The 24,090-nt window shown below is 64.4% G+C and carries 24 protein-coding genes and 1 pseudogene; 18 read left to right on the top strand and 7 right to left on the bottom strand.

Going from position 1 to position 24,090, the window contains the following annotated elements; translation table 11 throughout:
• Positions 1-3: 3 nt before the first annotated feature.
• The gene (locus IVB32_RS14555) at positions 4-1,761 is read right to left on the bottom strand and encodes an MOSC and FAD-binding oxidoreductase domain-containing protein (RefSeq protein WP_247410633.1); all 1,758 of its coding nucleotides are present in this window, start codon (positions 1,759-1,761) and stop codon (positions 4-6) included.
• A gap of 167 nt (positions 1,762-1,928) precedes the next feature.
• Here IVB32_RS14555 and IVB32_RS14550 point away from each other — a divergent pair, with 167 nt between their 5' ends.
• The 5 genes from IVB32_RS14550 (at position 1,929) to IVB32_RS14530 (ending at position 4,831) form a co-directional block, all read left to right on the top strand.
• Positions 1,929-2,309 carry a nuclear transport factor 2 family protein gene (locus IVB32_RS14550; RefSeq protein WP_204510894.1) on the top strand — a complete coding sequence of 127 codons (381 nt, stop codon included), beginning with the start codon at positions 1,929-1,931 and terminating at the stop codon, positions 2,307-2,309.
• 433 nt (positions 2,310-2,742) lie between these two features.
• On the top strand, positions 2,743-3,216 hold the full coding sequence (locus tag IVB32_RS14545) for a tellurite resistance TerB family protein (protein WP_085352736.1): 474 nt from the start codon (positions 2,743-2,745) through the stop codon (positions 3,214-3,216).
• Between the two features lie 2 nt (positions 3,217-3,218).
• On the top strand, positions 3,219-3,581 hold the full coding sequence (locus IVB32_RS14540) for a hypothetical protein (RefSeq protein WP_026233786.1): 363 nt from the start codon (positions 3,219-3,221) through the stop codon (positions 3,579-3,581).
• The gene (locus tag IVB32_RS14535) at positions 3,578-4,213 is read left to right on the top strand and encodes a TerC family protein (protein ID WP_204510895.1); all 636 of its coding nucleotides are present in this window, start codon (positions 3,578-3,580) and stop codon (positions 4,211-4,213) included. Before IVB32_RS14540 ends, IVB32_RS14535 begins: the two co-directional genes overlap by 4 nt.
• Positions 4,214-4,246: 33 nt before the next feature.
• Positions 4,247-4,831 carry a TIGR00645 family protein gene (locus IVB32_RS14530; protein ID WP_018459361.1) on the top strand — a complete coding sequence of 195 codons (585 nt, stop codon included), beginning with the start codon at positions 4,247-4,249 and terminating at the stop codon, positions 4,829-4,831.
• A gap of 21 nt (positions 4,832-4,852) precedes the next feature.
• Here IVB32_RS14530 and IVB32_RS14525 read toward each other — a convergent pair whose 3' ends face one another.
• Positions 4,853-5,791 carry a LysR family transcriptional regulator gene (locus tag IVB32_RS14525; RefSeq protein WP_247297641.1) on the bottom strand — a complete coding sequence of 313 codons (939 nt, stop codon included), beginning with the start codon at positions 5,789-5,791 and terminating at the stop codon, positions 4,853-4,855.
• Between the two features lie 158 nt (positions 5,792-5,949).
• Between IVB32_RS14525 and IVB32_RS14520 the strand changes: the two genes are divergently transcribed.
• Positions 5,950-6,525: a hypothetical protein gene (locus IVB32_RS14520; protein ID WP_247297639.1), complete on the top strand. Its 576-nt coding sequence runs from the start codon at positions 5,950-5,952 to the stop codon at positions 6,523-6,525.
• Between the two features lie 31 nt (positions 6,526-6,556).
• Here the strand turns inward: IVB32_RS14520 and IVB32_RS14515 are convergent, their stop codons facing one another.
• Positions 6,557-7,639, bottom strand: coding sequence for a substrate-binding domain-containing protein (locus IVB32_RS14515; protein ID WP_247370854.1), 1,083 nt, complete (start codon positions 7,637-7,639; stop codon positions 6,557-6,559).
• Between the two features lie 112 nt (positions 7,640-7,751).
• Between IVB32_RS14515 and IVB32_RS14510 the strand changes: the two genes are divergently transcribed.
• Together IVB32_RS14510 and IVB32_RS14505 are read left to right on the top strand one after the other, a co-directional pair.
• The gene (locus IVB32_RS14510; RefSeq protein ID WP_247297635.1) at positions 7,752-9,236 is read left to right on the top strand and encodes an aldehyde dehydrogenase family protein; all 1,485 of its coding nucleotides are present in this window, start codon (positions 7,752-7,754) and stop codon (positions 9,234-9,236) included.
• Positions 9,237-9,422: 186 nt separating this feature from the next.
• The gene (locus IVB32_RS14505; RefSeq protein WP_018459357.1) at positions 9,423-9,686 is read left to right on the top strand and encodes a hypothetical protein; all 264 of its coding nucleotides are present in this window, start codon (positions 9,423-9,425) and stop codon (positions 9,684-9,686) included.
• 7 nt (positions 9,687-9,693) lie between these two features.
• On the opposite strand, the gene IVB32_RS14500 is transcribed toward IVB32_RS14505, so the two are convergent.
• On the bottom strand, positions 9,694-10,590 hold the full coding sequence (locus IVB32_RS14500; protein WP_247297633.1) for an alpha/beta fold hydrolase: 897 nt from the start codon (positions 10,588-10,590) through the stop codon (positions 9,694-9,696).
• A gap of 180 nt (positions 10,591-10,770) precedes the next feature.
• On the opposite strand from IVB32_RS14500, the gene IVB32_RS14495 reads away from it, so the two are divergent.
• The 4 genes from IVB32_RS14495 to IVB32_RS14480 all read left to right on the top strand — a co-directional run bounded on the left by IVB32_RS14495 (position 10,771) and on the right by IVB32_RS14480 (position 15,086).
• Complete coding sequence (locus tag IVB32_RS14495; RefSeq protein WP_247297630.1) at positions 10,771-12,159, top strand: 3-deoxy-7-phosphoheptulonate synthase class II; 1,389 nt, start codon at positions 10,771-10,773, stop codon at positions 12,157-12,159.
• A 4-nt stretch (positions 12,160-12,163) separates the two neighbouring features.
• Positions 12,164-12,517: a diacylglycerol kinase gene (locus IVB32_RS14490; RefSeq protein WP_018459355.1), complete on the top strand. Its 354-nt coding sequence runs from the start codon at positions 12,164-12,166 to the stop codon at positions 12,515-12,517.
• 91 nt (positions 12,518-12,608) lie between these two features.
• Positions 12,609-14,366, top strand: a complete 1,758-nt coding sequence (locus IVB32_RS14485; RefSeq protein WP_247297628.1) for an NAD+ synthase — start codon at positions 12,609-12,611, stop codon at positions 14,364-14,366.
• 147 nt (positions 14,367-14,513) lie between these two features.
• The gene (locus IVB32_RS14480; protein ID WP_247297626.1) at positions 14,514-15,086 is read left to right on the top strand and encodes a putative immunity protein; all 573 of its coding nucleotides are present in this window, start codon (positions 14,514-14,516) and stop codon (positions 15,084-15,086) included.
• A 95-nt stretch (positions 15,087-15,181) separates the two neighbouring features.
• Here the strand turns inward: IVB32_RS14480 and IVB32_RS14475 are convergent, their stop codons facing one another.
• Positions 15,182-16,369 carry a DUF2865 domain-containing protein gene (locus IVB32_RS14475; RefSeq protein WP_247297624.1) on the bottom strand — a complete coding sequence of 396 codons (1,188 nt, stop codon included), beginning with the start codon at positions 16,367-16,369 and terminating at the stop codon, positions 15,182-15,184.
• Positions 16,370-16,500: 131 nt separating this feature from the next.
• Entirely contained in the window at positions 16,501-16,806 is a 306-nt protein-coding gene (locus IVB32_RS14470; protein ID WP_026233782.1) for a hypothetical protein, read from the bottom strand.
• A 291-nt stretch (positions 16,807-17,097) separates the two neighbouring features.
• On the opposite strand from IVB32_RS14470, the gene cysS reads away from it, so the two are divergent.
• From cysS to IVB32_RS14450, 4 genes are all read left to right on the top strand, one after another.
• Positions 17,098-18,480 carry a cysteine--tRNA ligase gene (cysS, locus tag IVB32_RS14465; RefSeq protein WP_247370848.1) on the top strand — a complete coding sequence of 461 codons (1,383 nt, stop codon included), beginning with the start codon at positions 17,098-17,100 and terminating at the stop codon, positions 18,478-18,480.
• A gap of 115 nt (positions 18,481-18,595) precedes the next feature.
• Positions 18,596-19,105, top strand: a complete 510-nt coding sequence (locus IVB32_RS14460) for a GNAT family N-acetyltransferase (RefSeq protein WP_085385796.1) — start codon at positions 18,596-18,598, stop codon at positions 19,103-19,105.
• Positions 19,102-20,700 (top strand): citramalate synthase, encoded by a 1,599-nt coding sequence (gene cimA, locus IVB32_RS14455; RefSeq protein WP_085395863.1) that lies wholly within the window; start codon positions 19,102-19,104, stop codon positions 20,698-20,700. The genes IVB32_RS14460 and cimA overlap by 4 nt, the downstream gene beginning before the upstream one ends.
• A gap of 49 nt (positions 20,701-20,749) precedes the next feature.
• Positions 20,750-21,127 carry a VOC family protein gene (locus IVB32_RS14450; RefSeq protein ID WP_018459348.1) on the top strand — a complete coding sequence of 126 codons (378 nt, stop codon included), beginning with the start codon at positions 20,750-20,752 and terminating at the stop codon, positions 21,125-21,127.
• Here the strand turns inward: IVB32_RS14450 and IVB32_RS14445 are convergent.
• Positions 21,124-21,729 (bottom strand): TIGR00730 family Rossman fold protein, encoded by a 606-nt coding sequence (locus IVB32_RS14445; protein ID WP_018459347.1) that lies wholly within the window; start codon positions 21,727-21,729, stop codon positions 21,124-21,126. The two genes, IVB32_RS14450 and IVB32_RS14445, sit on opposite strands and share 4 nt — an antisense overlap.
• Positions 21,730-21,930: 201 nt before the next feature.
• On the opposite strand from IVB32_RS14445, the gene IVB32_RS14440 reads away from it, so the two are divergent.
• The gene (locus tag IVB32_RS14440; protein ID WP_018459346.1) at positions 21,931-23,886 is read left to right on the top strand and encodes an ABC transporter ATP-binding protein/permease; all 1,956 of its coding nucleotides are present in this window, start codon (positions 21,931-21,933) and stop codon (positions 23,884-23,886) included.
• Positions 23,887-23,969: 83 nt separating this feature from the next.
• Positions 23,970-24,090 (top strand): annotated as a pseudogene (locus IVB32_RS14435) (phosphatidylserine decarboxylase family protein); the annotation flags it as partial.

The raw sequence follows: 24,090 nt of genomic DNA, 5'->3' as shown, positions 1-24,090 counted from the left end.
CTTTTACAGATCAACCACGACGTCGTTTCGGGGGCGTGAGCAGCAGATCAGGACATTGCCGTCCGCCGGCGGATCGAGCGGATCCGGCGCATAGTCAACCGTCCCCGCGATCAACCCGCTCTCGCAATTGTGGCAGACGCCGGTCCGGCACGACCAGCGCACGGGGACGTCGCACGCCTCGGCCAATTCCAGCAGGCTGGCATAGGATGGTCCCCAGCGGACATTGAGGCCACTCCGGGCGAACGAAACCATCGGGCCGGGGCCGGGGGCACCGATCGGCGGGTGCGCCCGCTTCTGCGGGGAGGACGCTATGCCGGGCGTCAAGGACGGTCCGGCGCCGAACAATTCGGTGTGGATGCGATCCGGTGCGACGCCCAACGTGGTGAGGCCAGCTTTCAGATCGTTCATGAAACCTGCCGGTCCGCACAGATAGAAATCGCCGTCACGCGGCACGCTCAGGGTCTGGAGCAGGCGTGCGTCGAGATGTCCGGCTGTGTCGAACGCCACATTGAGACGATCGTCCGGGCCAGGCGCGCTGTAGCAGACGTGGGTATGGTGACGAGAGAGTCCACCTAGCAATTCGCGCGCCTCGGCGGCGAACGCATGCTCGCGGCCATTGCGAGCGCCGTGCAGCCACCACACGTCCCGCGTCGTCGCTTCGGCGGCGAGCGCGTGAAGCATTGCGAGCAAAGGGGTGACGCCGATGCCGGCGCTCAACAGGATGACGGGGCGTGCATCTTGCCGGAGCGTGAAACTGCCGCGTGGCGCACCTAGTTGCACGGCAGCGCCGGCCAGCAGCTCGTCGGCAATGTAACGGCTGGCGGCGCCGTGAACTTCGCGCTTGATGCTGACGCGATAGCACGCGGCATCGGCGCCGCCCGACAGCGAATAGCTGCGTGTCATCGCCTGCGCACCGGAGGGCTCGAGCTTGATGACGACGAATTGACCGGGCAGGGCGGCCGCCACGGGATGTCCGTCGGCGGGTTCGAGGATCAGCGACGTCACGTTGCCGCTTTCGGCGATCTTTCGCGCCACGCGAAAGGAGCGGAATCCGCGCCAGGCCGGAGCTGGGCTCGCCGCCGGCCCAAGCCCGGCGTTTCCCGCGGTCTTGTTGTCCTTCTGCTGCTCGAGCAGCGCCTCGAAAGAACGGCGCCAGCCGCGGCTCAGCGCGGGAATCCGCAGCGCGCGCTCCAGGCGTTCGCGCGGATGAGGCGGCACGTAAAGCAGCGCATTGATCTCGAACACGCTCATGCGCTCGGGTCCCACAGCGATCTGTGTGATCTCGTCACCGGCTTCGACGTCGCCTTCCTCGATCACACGGAAATAGAATCCGGGCCGCCCGTGCCTGACGAGCAGCGCGGCCATGTCCGGCTCGTCCATGCGAATGCCGAGACGGTAGCAGGTGACGCGCGGCTGCGTCACTTCGAACACCGCGGAGCCGATCCTGTAGCGGTCTCCGATGCACACGTTGGTGTCGGCGAGGCCCTCGACCGTAAAGTTCTCGCCGAACTGGCCATGAACGAGGTTCGATCGACCCAGATGCTCCTGCCAGTACCGGTAGGATTCATCCTGATAGACGAATACGGCACGATGTTCGCCGCCATGACCGGCCGTATCGCCCTGGCCGTCGCCATCGATGTTGAGCCGGCGCACCCTGCGCGGGCCTGTGACCTGTGCCTTCCAGATGCCGGTGTGGACGGTCCGACCCTGCCAAGCGACGTCGCGCGGCAGGCCGACATTGACCGAAAGCAGACGTGCCATTGCGTGTTCCCGATCTGGCTGCGCGGTTCTGCCGTCATCATTGCATCGGATGGGGTTTTTGGCTCGTTAGTCGTTGTTAGACGTTGCGAGCAAGCCTTGCCACCGGCGGCCCTGAGGCCAATTTGAAATGCGTAACGTAAACGCAGTCGGTACAACGGGAGATCACGATGGATGATCAGGGCAAGCTGGCCGCGCTCCAGCGCCATTGGGATGCTTCGGATGCGAACGATTTCGAGGCCGAGCACGACATCTATCGCGAGGACGCGGTGCTCGACTATCCGCAGTCCGGCGAGCGCATCCGCGGTCGCAGGAAGATTCAAGAGAGCCGGTTCGTGCAGCCGAACAAGAAGCGCTTCACGGTTCGGCGGATCGTCGGCAGTAACGATCTCTGGGTGAGCGAATTCGTGCTGACCTATGACGGGGTGCCGTCTTACGTCGTGAGTATCATGGAATTCCGCGACGACCTTGTGGCGCACGAGACGCAATATTTCGGCGACAGGTTCGAGCCGTCGCCCTCGCGGGCGCATCTTGTCGAGCAGGTGGGGTAGGCTGAGTGCTCCGCACTCCGCTGTCATTCCCCGCGCAGGCGGGGAATCCAGTACGCTGCGGCTTCTCGACAAACTACGGGCGTCTCGGAGTACTGGATCGCCCGCCTGCGCGGGCGGCAGTAAAAGACATGATCGCAGGTGCGGAGCGCGCAGAACTGCTTAGCCAATGTGGCAACACGGAACCCGATGCGGCGGCTGGTCGCAGTCGCGTCGTCTTGATTCCGACAGCCCCATCTTTATGTGTGAAACGAACAAGAATCCGGGCCCCTCTGGCGAGGAAGTCGACGCTGTCGGCAAAACCTCGTGATGTCGGATGACCTGTCCCGCGCGAATGCGATGGATCGGCCGATCGTCGGGCCTTCTTGAGAGTCTCTCCGACCGAATCGTCCCCATCGCAGCTCCGTGCGGTCTTTCGCAAGATAAGGGAGCAACGATGTCCGACGCCAAGCATTCAAATCCGATCGAAATCGAGATCACCGAGCCATCCAGCCTGAACGAGCAGGCTGCGGTGGCACTGGTGATCGTCGGCGCGCTGGTTGCCGTCGCCGACCGGCAAGTTTCGCCGGTCGAACGCGACGAGGTCGTCCGGTTCATCCGGGATCGCAAGCTGGCGCCGCATATCTCGGACGACCGGCTCTACGCGATGTTCGACGAGCTTGCTGAACGACTCGAGGAGCCGGATTTCGCCAATGTGGTGATCGAGAATTTGCGTCCGGTTTCAGACCTGCCGCTGTCGGCTCATTTGATGGAACTGTCGGAGCGCGTCGCGGCCGCGGACGAGGACGTGCATCCCCACGAAGTGCAGGCGATCAAGCTGTTGCGCCTGCTGACGCTGGTGCTGCCGCGCGCAAAGCAGGTGACGCCGGGTGCAGTGCGCGCCGAACACCGCATCGCCGCCGAGGAGTAAGCATGAGCGTAGTTTCGGACGAGGATAAGACAGGGACTGCGGGCGCTAGCGGCCAGATGGCTGGCGGCGACCCGCGCCTCGACAAGCTTGTCCGTCGCCTGCCGCCGCGCATGGGCGACACCGTCACCTATCTGCTCAAGCCATCCAGCCGCTGGGTGAGAATCCCTTCGGGTGCGCTGCTGATTGTCGGCGGCGTGCTCTCCTTCCTGCCGGTGCTCGGCGTCTGGATGCTACCGCTCGGCCTCGCTTTGCTCGCGGAAGACGTGCCCGCGCTGCGCTCCGGGCGCGCCAAGGTTCTGGATTGGGTCGAGCGGAAGAAGCCGCACTGGCTCGATCCGTCCGCACCGAAAAATGACCAATCATGACTGAATTCATCACCACCGAAGCGCTGACCGCGCTGCTTCAGGTCGTCCTGATCGACCTCGTGCTCGCCGGCGACAACGCCGTCATCATCGGCCTTGCCGCAGCCGGCCTCCCGGCCGAGCAGCGCCGGCGCGCCATCGTCGTCGGCATCATCGCCGCCACCGCCCTGCGCATCGTCTTTGCCGGCGTCGCGACCCAGCTTCTGCAAGTGATCGGGCTATTGCTCGCCGGCGGCGTGCTGCTGCTCTGGGTGTGCTGGAAGATGTGGCGGGAGCTGCGCGAGCAGTCCGCGCATGCGAACGAGCTCGCGTTCAGCCATGGCGGCAGCAGCGCTGCGCCTGCGTCCCGAAAGACCTTCAGGCAGGCGGCGGTGCAGATCGTCGCCGCCGACGTCTCGATGTCGCTCGACAACGTGCTCGCGGTCGCGGGCGCTGCGCGCGAGCATCCCTACATCCTCGCTTTCGGCCTGCTATTGTCGGTCGCGTTGATGGGCGTCGCCGCCGATTTGCTCGGCCGCGTGCTCCAGAAGCAGCGCTGGATCGGCTATGTCGGCCTCGCCATCATCGTTTACGTCGCCTTCGAGATGATCTATCGCGGATCGCTCGAGCTCGCGCCTGTGATCGCGAGTCTCTGAGGCAACGCGCCTGTCCATCATCCGGAGTGATCAATGACGTCCGAACCCAAAGCACCTTCGGCGGATTCCGTGCCGGCGCCGCAAATCGGCCCGTTTGCCCAACTCATCTTTGGCTCGCGCTGGCTGCAGGTCCCGCTTTATGTCGGCCTCATCGTCGCGCAGGCCGTCTATGTGCTGCTGTTCCTGAAGGAGCTCTGGCACCTGGTCGTGCACTCGTTCGACGCCAGCGAGCAGCAGATCATGCTGGTCGTGCTCGGGCTGATCGACGTCGTGATGATCTCGAACCTGCTGGTGATGGTGATCGTCGGCGGTTACGAGACCTTCGTCTCGCGCCTGAACCTCAGCGGTCATCCGGACGAGCCGGAATGGCTCAGCCACGTCAATGCCAGCGTGCTCAAGATCAAGCTTGCGATGGCGATCATCGGCATCTCCTCGATCTCGCTGCTCAGGACCTTCATCGAGGCGGGCAATCTCGGCACGACGCGGAGCAATTTCACCGAGAGCGGCGTGATGTGGCAGGTGCTGATCCACCTGACCTTCATCATCTCCGCGATCGGCATCGCCTGGGTCGACCGCCTCGGCGATAGCGGCCAGCGCAAGGGAGCCGGCCACGGCTGAGCGTCAGACGTCGGCGTTTGATCAGGCGATCTGCGGATGCGCCGCGTTTTCCCGCCGCTCGCGCTCGCCCAATTCGCGCACCAGCTCCTGGAGGAAGGATTCCGTGTGGGCGGGCAGGGTGCGCTCGGCGCGAACGTAGATGCCGAGATCTGACCACACCGGACTGCCGGCGTTGTCGAGCGGCAGGAAGACGAGCCGGCTGTCGCGCGATAGTCGGTCGATGCCGAGCTGGGTCTGGAAGGCGACGCCGACGCCGCGCGCGGCGAGTTCGCGCATCAGGTCGATCGAGTTGGCCTGGATGGCCGGCTCCGGCGTCTCGGACAGCTGCGCGATCAGCGGCTGCAGCAGATGGTAGATCGACAGCTCCGGCAGCGCATGGATGACGGGAAAGGCGAGACATTGGGTTAGCGTGACCGTCTTGCCGCGCGCCAGTGGATGATCGCACGCCACGACCGCGCCGAGGCGAAACCGTTTCAAGGCGACCTGGCGCAGATCCGGCGGATGGCGCAGCGCCATGGCGATGCCGATGTCGGCCTCGCCGCGGCTCAAGGCCTCCAGCACATCCGACGATCCCTTCACCTCGGTGGTGAAGCTGACGCGCCGGGCGCGGCCACGATGGGCGGCGATCAGGTCCGGCAGCACCGACTCCGTGAGCGACTCGATGCAGGCAATGCTGACCGTGCCGTGCCACGTCCCGGACAGGGACGCGACGTCCGAGCGGAAGCGGTCGAGGTCCTGGAGCACGTTCATGACGTGCCGGGCCAACATCTCCCCGACCGTCGTCAGCGTCAGGCCGCGCGCATTGCGCTCGAACAATGGTGACCCAACCTCTTGTTCAAGCTTGAGAATCTGGCGGCTTACGGCCGACGAGGCAACGTTCAGCATGCGCGCAGCGGCCCGGATCGAGCCGGTGCGGCGGACGGCGTGGAAGTACTGGATGGCTGGTGAGTGAAATCGCATGGGACCCCCGGCCGGACTATAGCCGTTGCCGAAACGGCATCAACGTGTACGAAATTCTGTGCTTTTCGAGTTCGCTCCTCCCACCTAGGTTCGCCGCCGGCTTGGCCGGTCCTGTCGGGCCGTCATGCCATGCGCAACGAGGCGCCAGGGGATCCCGGGTGGACGAGAACATTGTTTGCGAGGTCGCGCCGGACACGCGTCTGGTCGATCGCCGTCGCGCGGCGGCCTATGTCGGCGTGACCGCCGGACGCTTCGAGCAGCTGGTGCGCGACAGCGTCGTGCCACCGCCGGTCATGGTGGACAACAAGCGGCGCTGGCCGCTCGCGTTGCTCGACGTTGCGAAGGACGCGGTTGTCGCCAGCAGCATGCCGTGCCTGCCGCAGGTGATGGTCGAGATTGCGCAGGACGCGCGTCCCTGCGAACGGGCCCCCGCACCAGCCTCGCACGAACTGCCGGATAAAAACTGGTTCGAGCAGCGCGCGCGGTTCGTTCAGCGCGTGCGCCGGTCGCTGCTGTCGGGCAACGAGATACGGCTCTTGCGCGAGTTCAAGCTGCTCAGGCAGAACCAGATCAGCATGTTCGGCTATTACGGCAGCTTCGAAGCCCTGATGGTGCGCGGCTACATCGTCGAGCTGGCGCGAAAGCCGCCATCGAGCCGTCCGCTGGTGACATATCGCCTGACCGCGCAGGGTGAGCAGGTGATTTCCGCGCTGAAGGACGAGCCGGCGATCTGACCGGCGCGGAAGGCGATGGCATCCTTCGACATCATCGCACGGCGTGCATCTCCAGAAACGCCTTCACGCCGGTGACGGTGCCGGTGTCGGACGGCACATAGCCGGGCAGGGTGGCGACGGCCGCGCGAAAATCGGCGCTGCGCATGATCTCCAGGATGCGCTGCATCGGCCCGGTGTCCAGGAACGCGCGCTTGCAGACGAAGAAATAATCCTCGGTCAGGAGCCGGATGAAATCGAGGCCGAAATGCCGGGCGGCGGCTTCGACGCCGAAGCTCGCATCAGCCATGCCGCTCGCGACATAGGCTGCGACCGCGGCGTGGGTGAATTCGATCTGCTGCGCGCCCTTGATCCTGCTCTCGTCGATGCCGTTTGCCGCAAGCAGTTGGTCGAACAGAAGCCGCGTGCCGGAATCGTGGTCGCGGTTGACGAAGCGGACTTTTGGTCCGGTGAGATCATCGAGCGAAGCGATGCGCAGCGGATTGCCGCGCGCGACCATCAATCCCATTTCGCGTGTGACGAAGCTGATGATGCGATCCTCGCGCGGATCGAGCCATTCGCGCGCAGCCTTGATGCCCTGAGCCCGTAGCGCGCCGTGCGGCAGATGCAGGCCGGAGAGATCGCAGGCGCCCTGCGCCAGCGAGACCAGCGAATGCTGGTTGCTGACATAGCGCAGATCGACGCCGATGCCGGGCTCGCGGTCGAGGAATTCGCGCAGTTTTGCGACCGCAAAACCGTGGCTGGCATGCACGCGGATCACCGACGGGCGCTGCTCGAGGAATGGCTTGATCTCGCTCGCCAGCTCCTGCGCGAGGTTTTCAAGCTGAGGTCCGAGCCGGGCCTGCATACGCTCGCCCGCCCATACCAGCCGCTCGCCGAACGGCGTGAGCTTCGAGCCTTTGCCGCGCTGGGTTTCCACCAGCGGCGTGCCGAAGAACTCCGACCATTGCTCGATCAGATTCCAGACATGGCGATAGGAGAGGTGCGCATCCTTGGCCGCGCTGGTGATCTTCCCGGTTCTCCTGATCTCGTTGAGGACGCCAAGCATGATGACGGCGGTGCGCGGATTGCCCTCCCGGCGAAACCGCCAGACGGCCTCGATCTCGATCTGAAGCATTGGTCCTCCCTATGAACTACATTTCATATGACCGCGGTCCATTTGCAATCCATATCATATTTACTCCCGTCCACAGGCGCCTAGTCTGGTATACCAGAACTGGAGGAATATGATGTCTGTTGCATATGACTTTGCACACTCGCCGGCCACCGAGTTCATGTCCCGGCCACAGCATCTGCTGATCGACGGTCGCCGCGTCCCGGCGAGCTCCGGTCGCACATTCAAGTCGCTCAATCCGGCCACCGGGCAGGTCATCGCCATCGTCGCCGAAGGCAACGAGGCCGATGTCGATCATGCAGTAGCGGCCGCGCGCCGGGCCTTCGAAGGCCCCTGGCGCACGATGCGGGCGTCCGAGCGCGGCCAGATCCTGCTGCGCTGGGCGGACCTGCTCAAGGCTCACGCCGAGGAGATCATCGAGCTCGAGTCGATCGATGCGGGCAAGCCGATCGCCGCGACATCGCGGCAGGATTTTCCGGCCGCCGTCGACACGCTGATCTACTACGCCGGTTGGGCCGACAAGATCAGCGGCGACGTCGTGCCCGTGCGCGATGATGCCCTGACCTACACCGTGCGCGAGCCGGTCGGCGTGGTCGCGGCGATCGTGCCCTGGAATTTCCCGCTGATGATCGGGATGTGGAAGCTCGCGCCGGCGCTGGCCTGCGGGTGCACCATCGTGATGAAGCCGGCCGAGCTCACCTCGCTGTCGGCGCTACGCATCGCCGAGCTCGCGCTCGAAGCCGGCCTGCCGGCGGGCGTCTTCAACGTCGTCACTGGCCCCGGCCGCGTCGTCGGCGACGCGCTGGTCAATCACCCTGACGTCGACAAGGTCACCTTCACCGGCTCTCCCGGTGTCGGGCGGGGAATCATGAAGGGCGCCGCAAGCAACTTCAAGCGCATCTCGCTCGAGCTGGGAGGCAAGTCGGCCAACGTCATTTTCGACGATGCCGATCTCGAAGCCGCATCGAAAGCTGCGGCTTCCGGCATCTTCTTCAATGCGGGCCAGGTCTGCTCGGCCGGCTCCCGCGTGCTGGTGCAGGAGAAGGCCTATGACGAGGTCGTCGAGCGGCTGGCGGCGCGCGCAAAGTCGCTCAGGATCGGCGACCCGCTCGACCGCAAGACGGTGCTCGGTCCCGTCATCTCCGAGAAGCAGATGAAGTCGGTCCTCGATTATGTCGACATCGGCCGGAAGGAGGGCGCGACCCTCGTCACCGGTGGCGAGAAGGTCGGCGATCGCGGCTACTTCATCAGCCCCGCGGTGTTCGCGAATGTCGCGCACGAGATGCGGATCTCGCAGGAAGAGATCTTTGGCCCGGTCGTCAGTGTCCTCAAGTTCAAGGACGAGGCCGACGCTTTGCGGATTGCCAACGGCACGGCTTACAGTCTCGCCGCCGGCGTCTGGAGCCGCGACATCGGCAAGCTGCAGCGCTTCGCCAAGCGAGCGCGCGCGGGCACAGTCTGGATGAACACCTATGGCTATACCGACGTGCGGCTGCCCTGGGGCGGCGAGCGCGACTCCGGCCTCGGCCGCGAGCACGGCACCGCCGCGCTAGACAATTTCACCGAGCCCAAGGCGGTCTGGATGAATCTGGCCGTTTGATACCTCCCGAGCGGCCAAGCCTGGAGCCCGCCTGACCACCCGTGCAGGCGGGCTCTTTTTCGAGATCGATAAAATTGTCTGCATTCCGCTCAGCTGCGGCAAACCGTGCGGACAAGAACCATGCGGCCTTAAACCCCGGCTTTGGAACCGGCGTGCATCCTGCCTGCAACAGGGTGGGGCATCAGCATGTCAGTTCTCAGGGAGGTCGTCGTCGCAATCGCGGGAGTCTACGCACTTCTGTTCGCGTGCGACGCAATGTTCGGGGTCGGCGAGGCGCGCTTCGACGACGCCTATTACAGCGCCAGTTTTTACGCGCCGCGGCCTAAGGAGTTTCGTTTTGCGGGCGATACGCCGCCGGCCGTCCGCGTCAGCCAGGCCTTTGCGCAATTCGCGCCGGGCGAAGCCAAGCCGAACAAGCGCTACTCGTCGCTGACGACGATCCTCCGGTAAGCGCCGTCTACTCTCCCTGGATCCATTCCGCGACGCCACGCCACAACGTGTCGCGGTGGTCGGGGCGGAAGAAGCCGAAATGGCCGATCTCCTTGGCGCCGACGTCGGACGGCTTCACGTTGAGCACCTCAGGCTTGATCGCGGTGAATCCGCTCGCAAGCAGCTCGACCGCGGGCCGCGTCGCCCAGGGATCGTCGGAGAAGCAGAGGGTGCGCAGCTCGCCCTTGAACTTGGCGAAATTTTCCAGCGCCGGCAGCTTTGAATCGAAGAGATAGCGGGGGCTCGAGACCCACTCGGCCCATTGCAGGAAGACGCCCTTGGGCAAATCCTCGCCGATGCCGGCCCAGCCCGGCGCGTAACCGAGCGCGTGCACGAGCGGCACGCCGACAAAATTCATGAAGGCGAAGACGCGGTATTTTTCCGGCGACGTCATCAGCCGCCAGGTCGCCGCCTGCGAGGCCACCAACGCGGCGCGCGAAATGTCCGTGTTGTTCGCGAGCAGCCCGAGCGCCTGGCCGCCGAAGGAATGCCCGACATAGGTCAAGGGCAGGGTATTGTAGCGCTCGCGCATCCAGTGCACTGCGGCGGTGACGTCGAGCGCGGCCCAGTCCGACATCGAGGCCTTGAAGCCGACCAGCGATTTCGGCCGGTTGTAGCCGACCATCGCCGGCAGCCGGGAGTCGCCGATGCCGCGATAGTCGTAGGTCAGGACCGCGCAGCCGCGATGGGCGAGATAGGAGGCAAAGCCACGATAGATTTTTCGCGGGACGGCGGTGGCGGAGTTGATCAAGACGGCATGGCGCTTGGTCCCGCGCGGCAGGAATAGGGTGCCGGTCAGCGCATACCCGTCAGTCGCCGGGAAGCTGATCTCGTCGATGAAAACGTCGTCTAGTGCCACGTCCATGGGCCGAAGGTATCTTGCCAGTTTCCAAGCAGTTCCCAGCAAATGCGAATTTGGCTTTCCCCGCAAGGCTTTGCAGTGCCAGACGGATTTACAACTGGCGGCCGGTGGCCACCCTGTGTATAAGGCGACCCTCGCAACCCACAGATCAGGTTGTGCTTTTTGCTTCACGGAGAGATTGCGATGTCCGAGCGGTGGACGCCCGAGTCCTGGCGCAGCAAGCCGGTGCTACAGGTGCCCGATTATCCCGACGCCAAGGCCCTGGCCGACGTCGAGGCGCAGCTTGCGACCTTTCCGCCGCTGGTGTTCGCGGGCGAGGCGCGCAATCTGAAGAAGGCGCTGGCGCGGGTCGCAGCCGGTGAGGCCTTCCTGCTGCAGGGCGGCGACTGCGCCGAGAGCTTCGCCGAGCACGGTGCCAACAACATCCGCGACTTCTTTCGCGTGCTGCTCCAGATGGCGGTGGTACTGACCTATGCCGGCGCCGTCCCGGTGGTGAAGGTCGGGCGCGTCGCCGGCCAGTTCGCAAAGCCGCGCTCCTCGCCGATGGAGAAGATCGACGGGGTCGAGCTGCCGAGCTATCGCGGCGACATCGTCAACGACATCGCCTTCACCAAGCAAGCGCGCATCCCTGATCCGCAGCGCCAGCTGATGGCCTATCGCCAGTCGGCCGCGACGCTGAACCTGCTGCGTGCGTTCGCGACCGGCGGTTACGCCAATCTCGGCAGCGTGCATCAGTGGATGCTCGGCTTCCTCAAGGACAGTCCGCAGTCCCGTCGCTACAAGGAATTGGCCGACCGCATCTCCGATGCGCTCAACTTCATGCGCGCCTGCGGCCTCGATCTCGAGGCCCATCCCGAGCTGCGCGCCACTGATTTCTACACCAGCCACGAGGCCCTGCTGCTCGGCTACGAGCAGGCCATGACCCGGGTCGATTCCACCACCGGCGACTGGTACGCGACCTCGGGCCACATGATCTGGATCGGCGACCGCACCCGCCAGCTCGACCACGGCCATATCGAATATTTCCGCGGCATCAAGAATCCGATCGGGCTCAAATGCGGCCCGTCGCTCAAGCCCGACGAACTGCTGAAGCTGATCGACGTGCTCAATCCCGACAACGAACCGGGCCGGCTGACGCTGATCGGCCGCTTCGGCTCCGACAAGATCGGCGAGCACCTGCCGAACATGATCCGCGCCGTGAAGCGGGAGGGCAAAGTGGTGGTGTGGTCGTGCGATCCCATGCACGGCAACACCATCACCTCGACATCAGGTTACAAGACACGGCCCTTCGACCGCATCCTGTCCGAGGTGAAGTCGTTCTTCGCGATCCACGCCGCTGAAGGCACCCATGCCGGCGGCGTGCATCTGGAGATGACCGGCCAGGACGTCACCGAGTGCCTCGGCGGCGCCCGCGCGATCACTGACGAGGATCTCAACGACCGCTATCACACGGTCTGTGATCCCCGGCTCAACGCCGAGCAATCCATCGATATGGCTTTCCTGGTCGCAGAACTGCTCAAGCAGGAACGCGCCGGCAAGGTCAGGCCGATGCCGGTCGCAGCGGGGCTCTGAGACCTTGCTGCGAATCTGGAAGGCCACGATCAATTCCCGTAACGGTCTGGCCTTTGCGTTCCGCTCGGAGCAGGCCGTCCGCGAGGAAATCGTTGCGCTCCTCTTGTCGCTGCCGCTCGCGTGGTTCGTCGGCGCGACCGCGATGCGGGCGGTCGAGCTGATCTGCGCGGTCGCGTTCGTGCTGGTGGTCGAGCTGCTCAATACGGCGATCGAGAAGCTTGCCGACCGGCTGACCATGGATCACGACAAGCAGATCGGACGGGTCAAGGACATGGGCTCGGCCGCGGTCGGTGTCGCGCTGCTGATGGCCGGCGCGTTCTGGATCATCGCCATCATCGAGCGATTGGGATTTCTTTAAAGCGCGTATCGCGCTTTAAACTGTTTTTTCAGCATGATCTTTTCGGAAAACCGCTTCACTCTTTTCCGGATCATGCTCTGATCGGAGCGCCATGACCGAACGTCTCAACGCATTCGCGGTCACGCTCGCCCAGCTCAATCCGACCATGGGCGACATCGAGGGCAATGCCGCGAAAGCGCGCGCGGCGCGCGTGCAGGCAGCCGCCGACGGTGCCGATCTCGTGCTGTTTCCGGAATTGTTCATCGCCGGCTACCCGCCGGAAGATCTCGTGCAGAAGCCTTCCTTTCAGGCCGCCTGCCGCGCTGCGATCGAAGCGCTGGCGCGCGAGACCGCCGATGGCGGGCCGGCGATGCTGATCGGCACGCCCTGGGTCGAGGAGGGCAGGCTCTATAATGCCTGCGCGCTGCTCGATGGCGGCCGTATCGCTGGCCTGCGCTTCAAATGCAATCTACCGAATTACGGCGTGTTCGACGAGAAGCGGCTGTTTTCGCGCGGGCCTGCCGCCGGCCCCGTCACCGTGCGCGGCGTGCGCGTCGGTGTGCCGATCTGCGAGGACATCTGGCTTGAGGAGTCCGAGGACTACGAGAACGTGGTCGAGACGCTGGCCGAGACCGGCGCCGAGATCATCCTCGTGCCGAACGGCTCGCCTTACGCCCGCGACAAGGCCGACGTGCGCTTGTCGGTCGCGGTCGCGCGCGTCACCGAGAGCGGTCTGCCGCTGGTCTATCTCAACCAGGTTTGCGGCCAGGACGAGTTGGTGTTCGACGGCGCCTCCTTTGCGCTCAACGGCGACCTTTCGCTCGCAGCGCAATTGCCGGCGTTCGCGGAGAGCATCACCACACTGCACTTCACGAGAAGCGGCGACGATTGGCGTTGCACCGGGCCGATCGCCGCGCAGCCCGAGGCAGACTACGCCGACTACGCGGCCTGCGTGCTGGGCTTGCGCGACTACGTCGCCAAGAATGGCTTTCCCGGCGTGCTGCTCGGCATTTCCGGCGGCATCGACTCCGCGCTGTGCGCGGCGATCGCGGTCGATGCACTCGGTTCCGATCAGGTGCACGGCGTGATGCTGCCTTATCGCTACACCGCGGCAAGCTCGATTGCGGACGCCGGCGAGCTCGCCGGCCATCTCGGCATCCGCTACGAGGTGCTGCCGATCGCCGAAGCGGTGACCGGGTTCGAGACCATCCTGTCCGGCGTCTTCAAGAATCTGCCGCCCGATGTCACCGAGGAGAATCTCCAGGCCCGCACCCGCGGCACGCTGCTGATGGCGATCTCGAACAAGACCGGCCTGATGGTGGTGACCACAGGCAACAAGTCGGAGATGTCGGTCGGCTACGCCACGCTCTATGGCGACATGAACGGCGGCTTCAATCCGATCAAGGACATCTACAAGACGCAGGTGTTTCGGCTGGCAAGCTTGCGTAATTCGTGGAAGCCCGAGGGGGCGCTGGGGCCGGCCGGTGAGGTGATCCCGCCCGACATCATCACGCGTCCGCCGACCGCGGAGCTGCGCGAGAACCAGACCGACCAGGATTCGTTGCCGGCTTACGACGCGCTTGATGCCATCCTGGAGCGTCTCATCGAGCGCGAAGAGCCGCTCGATATAATCATCGCCGCGGGCTTTGACCGCGAGACGGTCACCCGCATCGACCATCTCCTCAACGTCGCCGAATACAAGCGCCGCCAGGCCGCGCCCGGCGTCAAGGTCACAGCCAGGAATTTCGGCCGCGACCGCCGCTATCCCATCACCAACCGCTTTCGCGACAAAGGCGAGCAGCTCGCCGCTCCGGATGAGACGCTGGTCTCGCGTGTGAGCAAAGCCTCGATCGACGCGTTTGAGGGGTAGGGGCTGCCAGTTCGGGTAGCTTGGAGATTGCATTCCGCTGTCGTCATCCAATGAGGTGATCCATATCTTCTGGCATCCTGCTTGGGCGATCGAATTCGACCATAGAGCATTCATAGGTGTGCTCCGGAGCTGGTGGTGGGCGAAAGCATGGCAGACGAAATCTCCCTTGACATGGATGATCTCCGAGAGGTTGCAGCCTATGCGGCGGCAAATGCCGCGGACGTGCTGGAAATATTCGAGCGGGCGCATCCAGTGGATTTCCGGCCGCGTGACGCAGTCGAAGCAGCGCGGACCTTCGCGAAGGGAGGCAAGCGGGTAAAGACCCTGCGCGATGCAGCCTGGGCAGCGCTGAAGGCAGCAAACGAATCCAAAGGTGCGGCAGCCAGCCTAGCCGCACGCGCGGCGATGAGTGCCTCATCCGCGGCGTATCTTCATCCCCTGGCTCGATCGACCCAGGTCAGGCACATTCTTGGCGCGGCGGCCCACGCCGCACGGGCCCTCGAACTCGAAACGGCTGCGAATCCCGGTGTCGGTGTAGACTATATTGAGCACGCCGCCCGGCGCGCGACGCCTAGATTTGTTCGTGTCTTGGGGCGCTACCCGACAGCGCCGCTTGGCGGCGGCCGGGTCGGGGAACTCTTGCGCGCAATTGATTGGATGATTCGCGAGGCAAACGGTCTCGCCACCCATTTCGCTGTTATCAGCCGCGAAAGCAGATGATCCAGTACGCTGCGCCGGTCGTCGTGAAAACCAGCTGATGCCAGCGTACAGGATGGCCCCCGCTTTCGCGGGGCCATGACAGCGGAGGACGTGACCTACTTCTGCTGCTGCGGCAAGAAGCTTGGTCCGACCGAACGGATCGGCTTGTTCTCGGACGAGGTCGTAGCGGTGCCGGTATCGGCAGGCGGAGTCGCGACAGGTGCAGCCGCCGTGGTCGGCGTCGCACCCTTCTTGCCATTGGCGGCAGGCGTGCCCTTGTTGAGCTGCCGCTGCTGCATTTTCTTGGCGCTCTCCTCGGTGACGATGATGTCACCTTGCTGTTCGGCCGACGCCTTGTCGTCGGCGGATTTGAGCGCGTCGGCCCAGGTCTGGCCCGCCGCCTTGCAGGAGCAGGACGGGTTGAACTCGCTGCGGAATTTGAACGCGGTCGGCAGCGCCGTGTAGGGCTGGCCGCTGGTGGAGACCGCGGAGTTCATGTCTTCACCGGGATTGCGATGGGTGTAGAGCACGGCCTCGGCGGCCGGGCACAGCGCCTTGCAGGTCTTCTCGTCGTCGGGGAAGCGCGCCGGCACGGTCGCAAACGAGACCGGGAAGTAGGCGCCGTCGCAGGTGCGCACGCACACAGTGCGATAGGTGCCTGATTGCGGGCCGAGATCGGACGGCGGCACGCCTTGCGGATTATTGGGGTTGTTGCCGCCGAACAGATTGCTCAGGAAATTGCCGCCGCCTTGCGACTGCGCCGCATTGGCATATTGCGGGCCGCAATTGTTCTGCGCCAGCGCTGCCAGCACCGAGCGGCGCTGGTTGTCACGCTCGGGGCTAAAGCCGCCGGGGCCGCCGCCGCGCAGGCGTTCGAGATTGCCGGTGATCTGGTCCAGATTGGCGCGCATCTGCTGGATCTGGGTGTTGACCGGACCGCATTGCGCCGACTGGCCGCTGAACAGCGAGAAGAAGCCGGAGGAATCGCAACCCATGCGCTTGGCCTGCATGGTGACACGATCGAGCTCGGCCTGCTGCTTGGTCTGAGATTCCTGATAGCGGCGGATCTGGTCTTCGCGCGCGGGATCACCGCCGCCGCCACGATCGAGACCGGCGAGCTGACCTTCCAGGCGCGCGCACATTGGGTTGGGTCCGAGCCCGTTCTGGCCGGGCTGAGGCGGCGGTCCCGGCGGGCCGGCCTGTGCGAACGCGTTATTGGCGAGCGCAACCGTGCTGAAGAGCACGGCACAGGCAAGGATCGAGCGAGCACGGGAGAGAGACAAAAATTCAGGCATATCCGCCATTCTAGCGAGGTCACGGCCACGCGTGATGTGGGGAGGCCGGAGCGCGCCCTCCCATAGCCGCTTCCTGCGGCATCGTCACGTCGTTTCAGAGGCCAGCGATTGGGCCTAAGGTACGCCAGTTCCGAGCGAATTCAGCGCTGGCAGGTGATTGCGACATATTCGTCGCAATGGCCATGGGAGCAGTTTGCGCCGGATTTGGGGACAGAGCCGGTAATTTCGTCGGGATCGACCCGGCGATAGGCCGAAGCCTGGGCAAAATCGCGTGACTGGCAGTAGGTGCGGGCGACCTGCGCGCCGCATTTGTCGCTCTTGGCCAGGCACTGATCGACGCCGTAGCCGTCCGCCTGGTTTGGGATGATGAAGACGCGGGTCTCCGCGAGAGCGCTGGACGCCGCAAGGATGGAGGCGCAGGACATGAGCGCAAGCAATGATCGCATGAAAACACCGGGGCAAAAAATGTGAACTGCCAGTTCCAGAATGGGCTCAAATGGTTAAGGAGATGAACCATCTGCGCGCGGCGGCTGCGCATTGCGGAGATAAGACGGCGTTTTCGCGGCTCTCTTGACGCGGGGCCGCCTCATAGCCCATATGTTCCGTCATGAACGGTCTCCTCGTCATTTGCGCCATTTGCCGCGAGATTACGAGCTAGCGATTCGCTGGCTGGAGCCGTCTTTTCTCAAAACCATTGAGAGCACTGGACGCCCGGCCAACAGCCGACGGGTATCCTTATGGAATTGCGCCTTTACGATACGCTGAGCCGGGAAAAGCGCACCTTCGTGCCGCTCGATGCCAAGAACGTCCGCATGTATGTCTGCGGACCGACGGTCTATGACTTCGCCCATATCGGCAATGCCCGGCCGGTGATCGTGTTCGACGTGCTGTTTCGGCTGCTGCGCCATCTCTATGGTGAGGCGCACGTCAAATATGTCCGCAACATCACCGACGTGGACGACAAGATCAACGACCGCGCCGCGCGGGATTTCCCCGGCCTGCCGCTGAACGAGGCGATCCGGAAAGTCACCGAGCAAACCGGCAAACAGTTTCACGCTGACGTCGACGCGCTCGGCGCGCTGCGGCCGAGCGTCGAGCCGCGCGCCACCGAGCATATCGGCGAGATGCGCGAGATCATCGAACGGCTGGTTGCCGGCGGCTTTGCCTATGTTGCCGAGGATCACGTGCTGTTCTCGCCGCAGGCGATGAACGCGGCCGATGCCGGGTTGCCGCGCTATGGCGCGCTGTCCAATCGTTCGCTGGACGAGATGGTTGCCGGCGCCCGCGTCGATGTCGCGCCCTACAAGAAAGGCAACACCGACTTCGTGCTGTGGAAGCCGTCCAAGCCCGGCGAGCCGTCATGGCCGTCACCCGCCGGCGTCGCCGCGCAGGGGCGCCCGGGCTGGCATGTCGAGTGCTCGGCCATGGCCTGGAAGCATCTCGGCGAGCACTTCGACATCCATGGCGGCGGCATCGATCTCGTGTTTCCGCATCACGAGAACGAGGTCGCGCAGACCTGCTGCGCCTTCCACCGGGAGCGCATGGCGAACTACTGGATGCACAACGGCTTCCTGCAGGTCGAGAGCGAGAAGATGTCGAAATCGCTAGGCAACTTCGTCACGATTCACGAGCTGCTCGCGGACTGGCCGGGCGAAGTGCTGCGCCTGAATATGCTCAAGACGCATTACCGCTCGCCGATCGACTGGACGATGAAGTCGCTGGAGGAGAGCGCCAGGACGCTCGACGATTGGTATCGGGGTGCGGCTGACGTCGCATCCGGCAAGCCCGCCCCCTCAGTGGTCGAGCCGCTGCTCGACGACCTCAACACGCCGCTGGCGATCGCGGCGCTGCATGGGCTGCGCGGCAGCGATGTTGGTGCCCTCGCGGGTTCGTTGCGTCTGCTCGGCTTTCTCTCCGAGAGTGCCGCGCAGTGGGAAGGACGCAAGCAGCAGGCGAGCGGCGTCGATGCCAAGGAAGTCGAGCGCCTGATCTCGGAGCGGACGGCGGCGCGTGCGCGCAAGGACTTTGCGGAGTCCGATCGTATCCGCGATCTGCTTGCCGCGATGGGCGTTGCGATCAAGGATTCCAAGGAAGGGACGACGTGGGAGGTCGCACGATGAAGCGACCCGATACGCCTTTTCCGCGGCACTGGTTCTATTACATCGCGCTGAAAATCCTGCTGCTCGGCGCTGCCGTGGCGCTGGCGCTGAAACTCTATGGGATGTGGTGAAGACGATGGCACAAGCACTCCCAAAGCCTGGCTTGCGGCCCTTTCTGCCGGAGGACGTGCCGGTTCTCGCCGCGATCTTCACCGCCAGCATCGAAGAGCTGACCGGCGAGGACTATAGCGAGGCCCAACAACAGGCCTGGATGGCGTCGGCGGAAGACGAAGAGTTCGGCAAGGGGCTCGCCTCCGACCTGACGCTGATCGCAACGCTGGAGGGGTCACCGGTGGGTTTTGCCTCGCTGCAGGGCAAGGATCATATCCGCATGCTCTATGTGCATCCGGCCGTGGCCGGGCAGGGCCTCGCGACCATGCTCGTCGATGCGCTGGAAAAGCTTGCGGGCGGCCGCGGCGCCGACAAGCTGACGGTCGATGCCAGCGACAACGCGCAGGGCTTTTTCGCCAAGCGCGGCTATGTCGCCATGCAGCGCAACAGCATCACTGTCAACGACGAATGGCTGGCCAACACCACCATGCAGAAGACGCTCGGCAGTGGACCCGCGTCGGGAGCGCTGCAATGAGCAAGGAGCGCCTCTATCTGTTCGACACCACGCTGCGCGACGGCGCGCAGACCAACGGCGTCGATTTCACGCTGACCGACAAGCAAATCATCGCCCAGATGCTCGATGAACTCGGCATCGACTATGTCGAGGGCGGCTATCCCGGCGCCAATCCGACCGACACCGAGTTCTTCGGCACCAAGCCGAAGTTTTCGCATGCGCGCTTCACCGCCTTCGGCATGACGCGGCGAGCGGGGCGCTCGGTTTCCAACGATCCCGGTGTGGCCGGGCTGCTGGAGGCCAAGGCCGACGTGATCTGCTTCGTGGCGAAGTCGTCGGCCTATCAGGTGCGCGTTGCCCTGGAGACGACGAAGGAGGAGAACCTCGCCTCGATCCGCGACAGCGTCGCAGCGGCGAAGGCTGCCGGCCGCGAGGTGATGCTCGACTGCGAACACTTCTTCGACGGTTACAAGGAGGATTCCGGTTTCGCGCTCGCCTGCGCGAAAGCTGCTTATGAAGCCGGCGCGCGCTGGGTGGTGCTGTGCGACACCAACGGCGGCACCATGCCCAACGAGGTCGAAGCGATCGTCGCCGAGGTGGCGAAGCACATCCCCGGCGATCATCTCGGCATTCACGCCCATAACGACACCGAGCAGGCGGTGGCGAATTCGCTCGCCGCGGTGCGCGCCGGCGCGCGGCAGATCCAGGGCACGCTGAACGGCCTCGGCGAGCGCTGCGGCAACGCCAATCTCTGCTCGCTGATTCCGACCTTGAAGCTGAAGGCCGAGTTTGCCGACGCCTTCGAGATCGGCGTCACGGCGGAGAAGCTCGCGACCCTGGTCAAGGTGTCGCGCACGCTCGACGACATGCTCAATCGCGTGCCCAACCGGCATGCGGCCTATGTCGGCGAGAGCGCGTTCGTCACCAAGACCGGCATCCATGCCTCCGCCGTGCTGAAGGATCCGCAGACCTACGAGCACGTGTTGCCGGAGCTGGTCGGCAATCATCGCAAGGTGCTGGTGTCCGATCAGGCCGGCCGCTCCAATGTCATTGCCGAGCTCGACCGCGCCGGTATCGCCTACGAGAAGAGCGATCCGAAACTGTCGCGGCTGGTCGAGGAGTTGAAGGAGCGCGAGGCGCAAGGCTACGCCTATGAATCCGCCAACGCCTCGTTCGAGCTGCTGGCGCGGCGCACGCTCGGCAAGGTGCCGCATTATTTCGAGGTCGAGCAGTTCGACGTCAATGTCGAGCAGCGTTACAATTCGCATGGCGAACGCGTCACCGTGGCGCTGGCGGTGGTCAAGGTCGACGTCGCCGGCGAGCATCTGATCTCGGCGGCCGAAGGCAACGGTCCCGTCAACGCGCTCGACGTCGCGCTGCGTAAGGACCTCGGCAAGTACCAGAAATATATCGAAGGCCTGACGCTGATCGACTATCGCGTGCGTATCCTCAACGGCGGCACCGGCGCGGTCACGCGCGTCCTGATCGAGAGCGAGGACGAGAACGGCGACAGCTGGACCACGGTCGGGGTGTCCCCCAACATCATCGACGCCTCGTTCCAGGCGCTGATGGATTCGGTGATCTACAAGCTGGTGAAGTCGGGCGCGCCGGCGTAGGGCGGCGGTGCCACAAACGGGATGACGAGCAGGAGAGGGGGCGCGACCCATGATCGATCACATCTCTGTCGGCGTCAGCGATCTCCAGCGCTCGGCGACATTTTACGAGGCAACACTCGCCGCGCTCGGTCTCGCTCGCCTCGTCACGCGGCCGCGGACGATCGGCTTCGGCAAGGCCTATCCCGAATTCTGGATCAATCTGCGCGAGGGCATGCCGCACGTGCCGCCGGAGAGCGGCGTCCATATCTGCCTGCGGGCAAAGACGACCGTCGAGGTCGATGCATTTCACGCCGCAGCGCTGTCGGCCGGCGGCGCATCCGACGGCGCGCCGGGTATCCGCCCGCACGATCGCGTGCGTTATTACGCAGCCTTCGTTGTCGACCCCGATGGTAACCGGATCGAGGCGGTGACGTTTCCTGCGGACTAGAGCTTGCGCGCCATTTCCGGTGCGAGCTGCTTTTCCGCATCTTCGATCTGCGCTGCAGCCGATTTCAGCTTCGGCAAAATCTCTTCGATCCGATCGGCCTTGAGGATGTCGACCGAAAGGCCGGCGCGGATGAACTCGGTCTGGCGCATGTGCGACAGCAGCGAGAACAGCGGCTCCCAGAAATTATCGATGTTGGCCAGCAGCACCGGCTTGGCGTGACGTCCGAGCTGCTTCCAGGTCAATTGCTCGACCAACTCCTCCAGCGTGCCGACGCCGCCCGGCAGCGCCACGAAGGCGTCGGAGCGTTCGAACATCAGTCGCTTGCGCTCGTGCATGTCGGGGGTGACGATCATCTCCTGCACGCGCGTCAGCGCGTTTTCCCGCATCCGCAGGAAATCGGGGATGATGCCGGTGACAGTGCCGCCGTGATCGAGGACGGAGGTCGCCACCGAGCCCATCAGGCCGAGCGAGCCGCCGCCATAGACGAGGCGGATGTTGTTCTCGGCGAGCGCCTTGCCGAATGCCTTGGCGCCTTCGGTGAAACGGGGATTGGTTCCTGGGCCGGAGCCGCAATAGACACAGACGGTTTTGATCGTGCTCATTGGTGCCATGATGCATTGCAGCGAAGGGGCGTCAAGCCCAATCGGTGATTCGGGGCTTCCGGAAATCTACCGGTAAACCACGACGAACAATCCAAGATTCGCCATCTGGCGGGGTGCATGGGCATCGGTAAGGCTCTATATGACAAACGAAAATCCTTAATGGCAACGCAGCCCGCATCGACGGGCTTTTCAGGCTTCTTGATGGACCAAGCTCAATCGCCCGCCGGCGCCAACGTTCCTGATCCCGCCGGGGGGCCGCTGGAGCGGGCCACGCTGATGGGCACGCTGGCGCATCTGTGGCCCTATATCTGGCCGGGCGACCGTTTCGACCTGAAGATGCGCGTGGTCTGGTCGATGGTGCTGCTGCTCGCCGCCAAGCTGATCACGCTGACGGTTCCTTTCAGCTTCAAATGGGCGACCGACGCGCTGACCGGCGCCAACAGTGCGCCAGTTCAGGCCGACAATTGGCACCTCTGGGTGATCGCCTCGCCGCTGCTGCTGACCGCCAGCTACGGCGTGATGCGCATCGTGATGGCGGTGCTGACGCAATGGCGCGACGGCATTTTCGCGCGCGTTGCCATGCACGCGGTGCGCAAGCTCGCCACCATCACTTTCATCCACATGCACGAGTTGTCACTGCGCTTCCACCTGGAGCGCAAGACCGGCGGCCTGACGCGCGTGCTCGAGCGCGGCCGCGAGGGCATCGAGGTCATCGTGCGCATGGTGATCCTGCAGCTGATCCCGACCATCGTCGAGGTCTCGCTGCTGATGGCCGTGCTGCTGTGGCAGTTCGATTGGCGCTACGTGCTTGCGACCCTCGTCACTGTCGCGGTCTACATGTACTACACCTACATCGCGACCGAGTGGCGGATCGGCATCCGCCGCAAGATGAACGATGCCGACACCGAGGCGAACACCAAGGCGATCGACTCGCTGCTCAACTACGAGACCGTCAAATATTTCAGCGCCGAGGCCCGTGAGTCACAGCGCTACGACCGGTCGGTCGCGCGTTACGAGGAGTCGAGCGTCCAGGCCTATACTTCGCTGGCCGTGCTCAACACCGGGCAGGCCGTGATCTTCACGCTGGGGCTGACCGCGACCATGCTGATGTGCGCGATCGGCGTGCGCAACGGCACCAACACGGTCGGCGATTTCGTGCTGGTCAACGCGATGATGATCCAGCTCTACCAGCCCTTGAACTTCATGGGCATGGTCTATCGCGAGATCAAGCAGGCGATCATCGACATCGAGAAGATGTTCAACGTGCTGGGGCGCGAGGCTGAGATCAAGGATGCGCCGGGCGCGAAGCCACTGGTGGTCTCCGCGGGCAATGTGCGTTTCGAGGATGTGCGCTTTGCCTATGAGCCGTCCCGTCCGATCCTCAAGGGCATCAGCTTCGAGGTGCCGGCCGGCAAGACGGTCGCGATCGTCGGCCCGTCAGGTGCGGGCAAGTCGACCATCTCGCGGCTTCTGTTTCGCCTCTACGACATCTCGGGCGGCAAGATCCTGATCGACGGCCAGGACATTCGCGAAGTCACGCAGGCGAGCTTGCGCGCGTCCATCGGCATGGTGCCGCAGGACACCGTGCTGTTCAACGACACCATCCGCTACAACATCCGCTACGGGCGTTGGGACGCCAGCGATGCCGAGGTCGAGCAGGCAGCGCAGCTGGCGCAGATCGATCATTTCATCCGCATGGCGCCGAAAGGCTACGAGACCCAGGTCGGCGAGCGCGGCCTGAAACTGTCCGGCGGCGAAAAACAACGGGTTGCGATCGCGCGCACCGTGTTGAAGGCGCCGCCGATCCTGGTGCTGGACGAGGCGACCTCCGCGCTTGACACCCACACTGAGCACGAAATCCAGGGTGCGCTCGAGCGCGTGGCGAAGAACCGCACTTCGCTGGTGATCGCCCATCGGCTCTCGACCATCGTCGGCGCCGACGAGATCATCGTGCTGGACCAGGGCCGCATCGCCGAGCGCGGCACCCACGCGAAACTGCTTGGGGAGGGGGGACTTTACGCCAGCATGTGGAACAGGCAGCGCGAGGCCGAGGCGGCGCGCGAGAAACTGGCGAGGATGGCCGATTCCGGCGAGGCGCCCAACCGGGAGCCACCGCCGGTCGCCGATGTCCTGACGGCGCCTGCGGCGGCGGAGTGACCTTGTCTCCGGTCCCAACTCTGGCCTAAACAACACCACCGCGCGGGACGACCTGCGCCATCAACCCTGAGCGGCAGATAGCGATGTCCATTCTCGATTCGATCCAGCGTCAGATCCCGCCGATCCACAAGGAGGGATATCCCTTCATCGGGGGCTTTGCGCTGGCAAGCCTCCTCCTGTTCTGGCTGTGGTCGCCTTTGGGGT

Source organism: Bradyrhizobium sp. 23, from assembly GCF_023073295.1.
GTDB lineage: Bacteria > Pseudomonadota > Alphaproteobacteria > Rhizobiales > Xanthobacteraceae > Bradyrhizobium > Bradyrhizobium canariense_D.
This window is presented reverse-complemented; position numbering and strand designations above follow the sequence as displayed.

What these genes read in the sequence shown, in the direction of transcription:
- IVB32_RS14555 (WP_247410633.1), bottom strand. Translation starts at nt 1,761, where the DNA reads ATGGCACGTCTGCTTTCGGTCAATGTCGGCCTGCCGCGCGACGTCGCT.
- IVB32_RS14550 (WP_204510894.1), top strand. Translation starts at nt 1,929, where the DNA reads ATGGATGATCAGGGCAAGCTGGCCGCGCTCCAGCGCCATTGGGATGCT.
- IVB32_RS14545 (WP_085352736.1), top strand. Translation starts at nt 2,743, where the DNA reads ATGTCCGACGCCAAGCATTCAAATCCGATCGAAATCGAGATCACCGAG.
- IVB32_RS14540 (WP_026233786.1), top strand. Translation starts at nt 3,219, where the DNA reads ATGAGCGTAGTTTCGGACGAGGATAAGACAGGGACTGCGGGCGCTAGC.
- IVB32_RS14535 (WP_204510895.1), top strand. Translation starts at nt 3,578, where the DNA reads ATGACTGAATTCATCACCACCGAAGCGCTGACCGCGCTGCTTCAGGTC.
- IVB32_RS14530 (WP_018459361.1), top strand. Translation starts at nt 4,247, where the DNA reads ATGACGTCCGAACCCAAAGCACCTTCGGCGGATTCCGTGCCGGCGCCG.
- IVB32_RS14525 (WP_247297641.1), bottom strand. Translation starts at nt 5,791, where the DNA reads ATGCGATTTCACTCACCAGCCATCCAGTACTTCCACGCCGTCCGCCGC.
- IVB32_RS14515 (WP_247370854.1), bottom strand. Translation starts at nt 7,639, where the DNA reads ATGCTTCAGATCGAGATCGAGGCCGTCTGGCGGTTTCGCCGGGAGGGC.
- IVB32_RS14510 (WP_247297635.1), top strand. Translation starts at nt 7,752, where the DNA reads ATGTCTGTTGCATATGACTTTGCACACTCGCCGGCCACCGAGTTCATG.
- IVB32_RS14505 (WP_018459357.1), top strand. Translation starts at nt 9,423, where the DNA reads ATGTCAGTTCTCAGGGAGGTCGTCGTCGCAATCGCGGGAGTCTACGCA.
- IVB32_RS14500 (WP_247297633.1), bottom strand. Translation starts at nt 10,590, where the DNA reads ATGGACGTGGCACTAGACGACGTTTTCATCGACGAGATCAGCTTCCCG.
- IVB32_RS14495 (WP_247297630.1), top strand. Translation starts at nt 10,771, where the DNA reads ATGTCCGAGCGGTGGACGCCCGAGTCCTGGCGCAGCAAGCCGGTGCTA.
- IVB32_RS14485 (WP_247297628.1), top strand. Translation starts at nt 12,609, where the DNA reads ATGACCGAACGTCTCAACGCATTCGCGGTCACGCTCGCCCAGCTCAAT.
- IVB32_RS14480 (WP_247297626.1), top strand. Translation starts at nt 14,514, where the DNA reads ATGGCAGACGAAATCTCCCTTGACATGGATGATCTCCGAGAGGTTGCA.
- IVB32_RS14475 (WP_247297624.1), bottom strand. Translation starts at nt 16,369, where the DNA reads ATGGCGGATATGCCTGAATTTTTGTCTCTCTCCCGTGCTCGCTCGATC.
- IVB32_RS14470 (WP_026233782.1), bottom strand. Translation starts at nt 16,806, where the DNA reads ATGCGATCATTGCTTGCGCTCATGTCCTGCGCCTCCATCCTTGCGGCG.
- cysS (WP_247370848.1), top strand. Translation starts at nt 17,098, where the DNA reads ATGGAATTGCGCCTTTACGATACGCTGAGCCGGGAAAAGCGCACCTTC.
- IVB32_RS14460 (WP_085385796.1), top strand. Translation starts at nt 18,596, where the DNA reads ATGGCACAAGCACTCCCAAAGCCTGGCTTGCGGCCCTTTCTGCCGGAG.
- cimA (WP_085395863.1), top strand. Translation starts at nt 19,102, where the DNA reads ATGAGCAAGGAGCGCCTCTATCTGTTCGACACCACGCTGCGCGACGGC.
- IVB32_RS14450 (WP_018459348.1), top strand. Translation starts at nt 20,750, where the DNA reads ATGATCGATCACATCTCTGTCGGCGTCAGCGATCTCCAGCGCTCGGCG.
- IVB32_RS14445 (WP_018459347.1), bottom strand. Translation starts at nt 21,729, where the DNA reads ATGAGCACGATCAAAACCGTCTGTGTCTATTGCGGCTCCGGCCCAGGA.
- IVB32_RS14440 (WP_018459346.1), top strand. Translation starts at nt 21,931, where the DNA reads ATGGACCAAGCTCAATCGCCCGCCGGCGCCAACGTTCCTGATCCCGCC.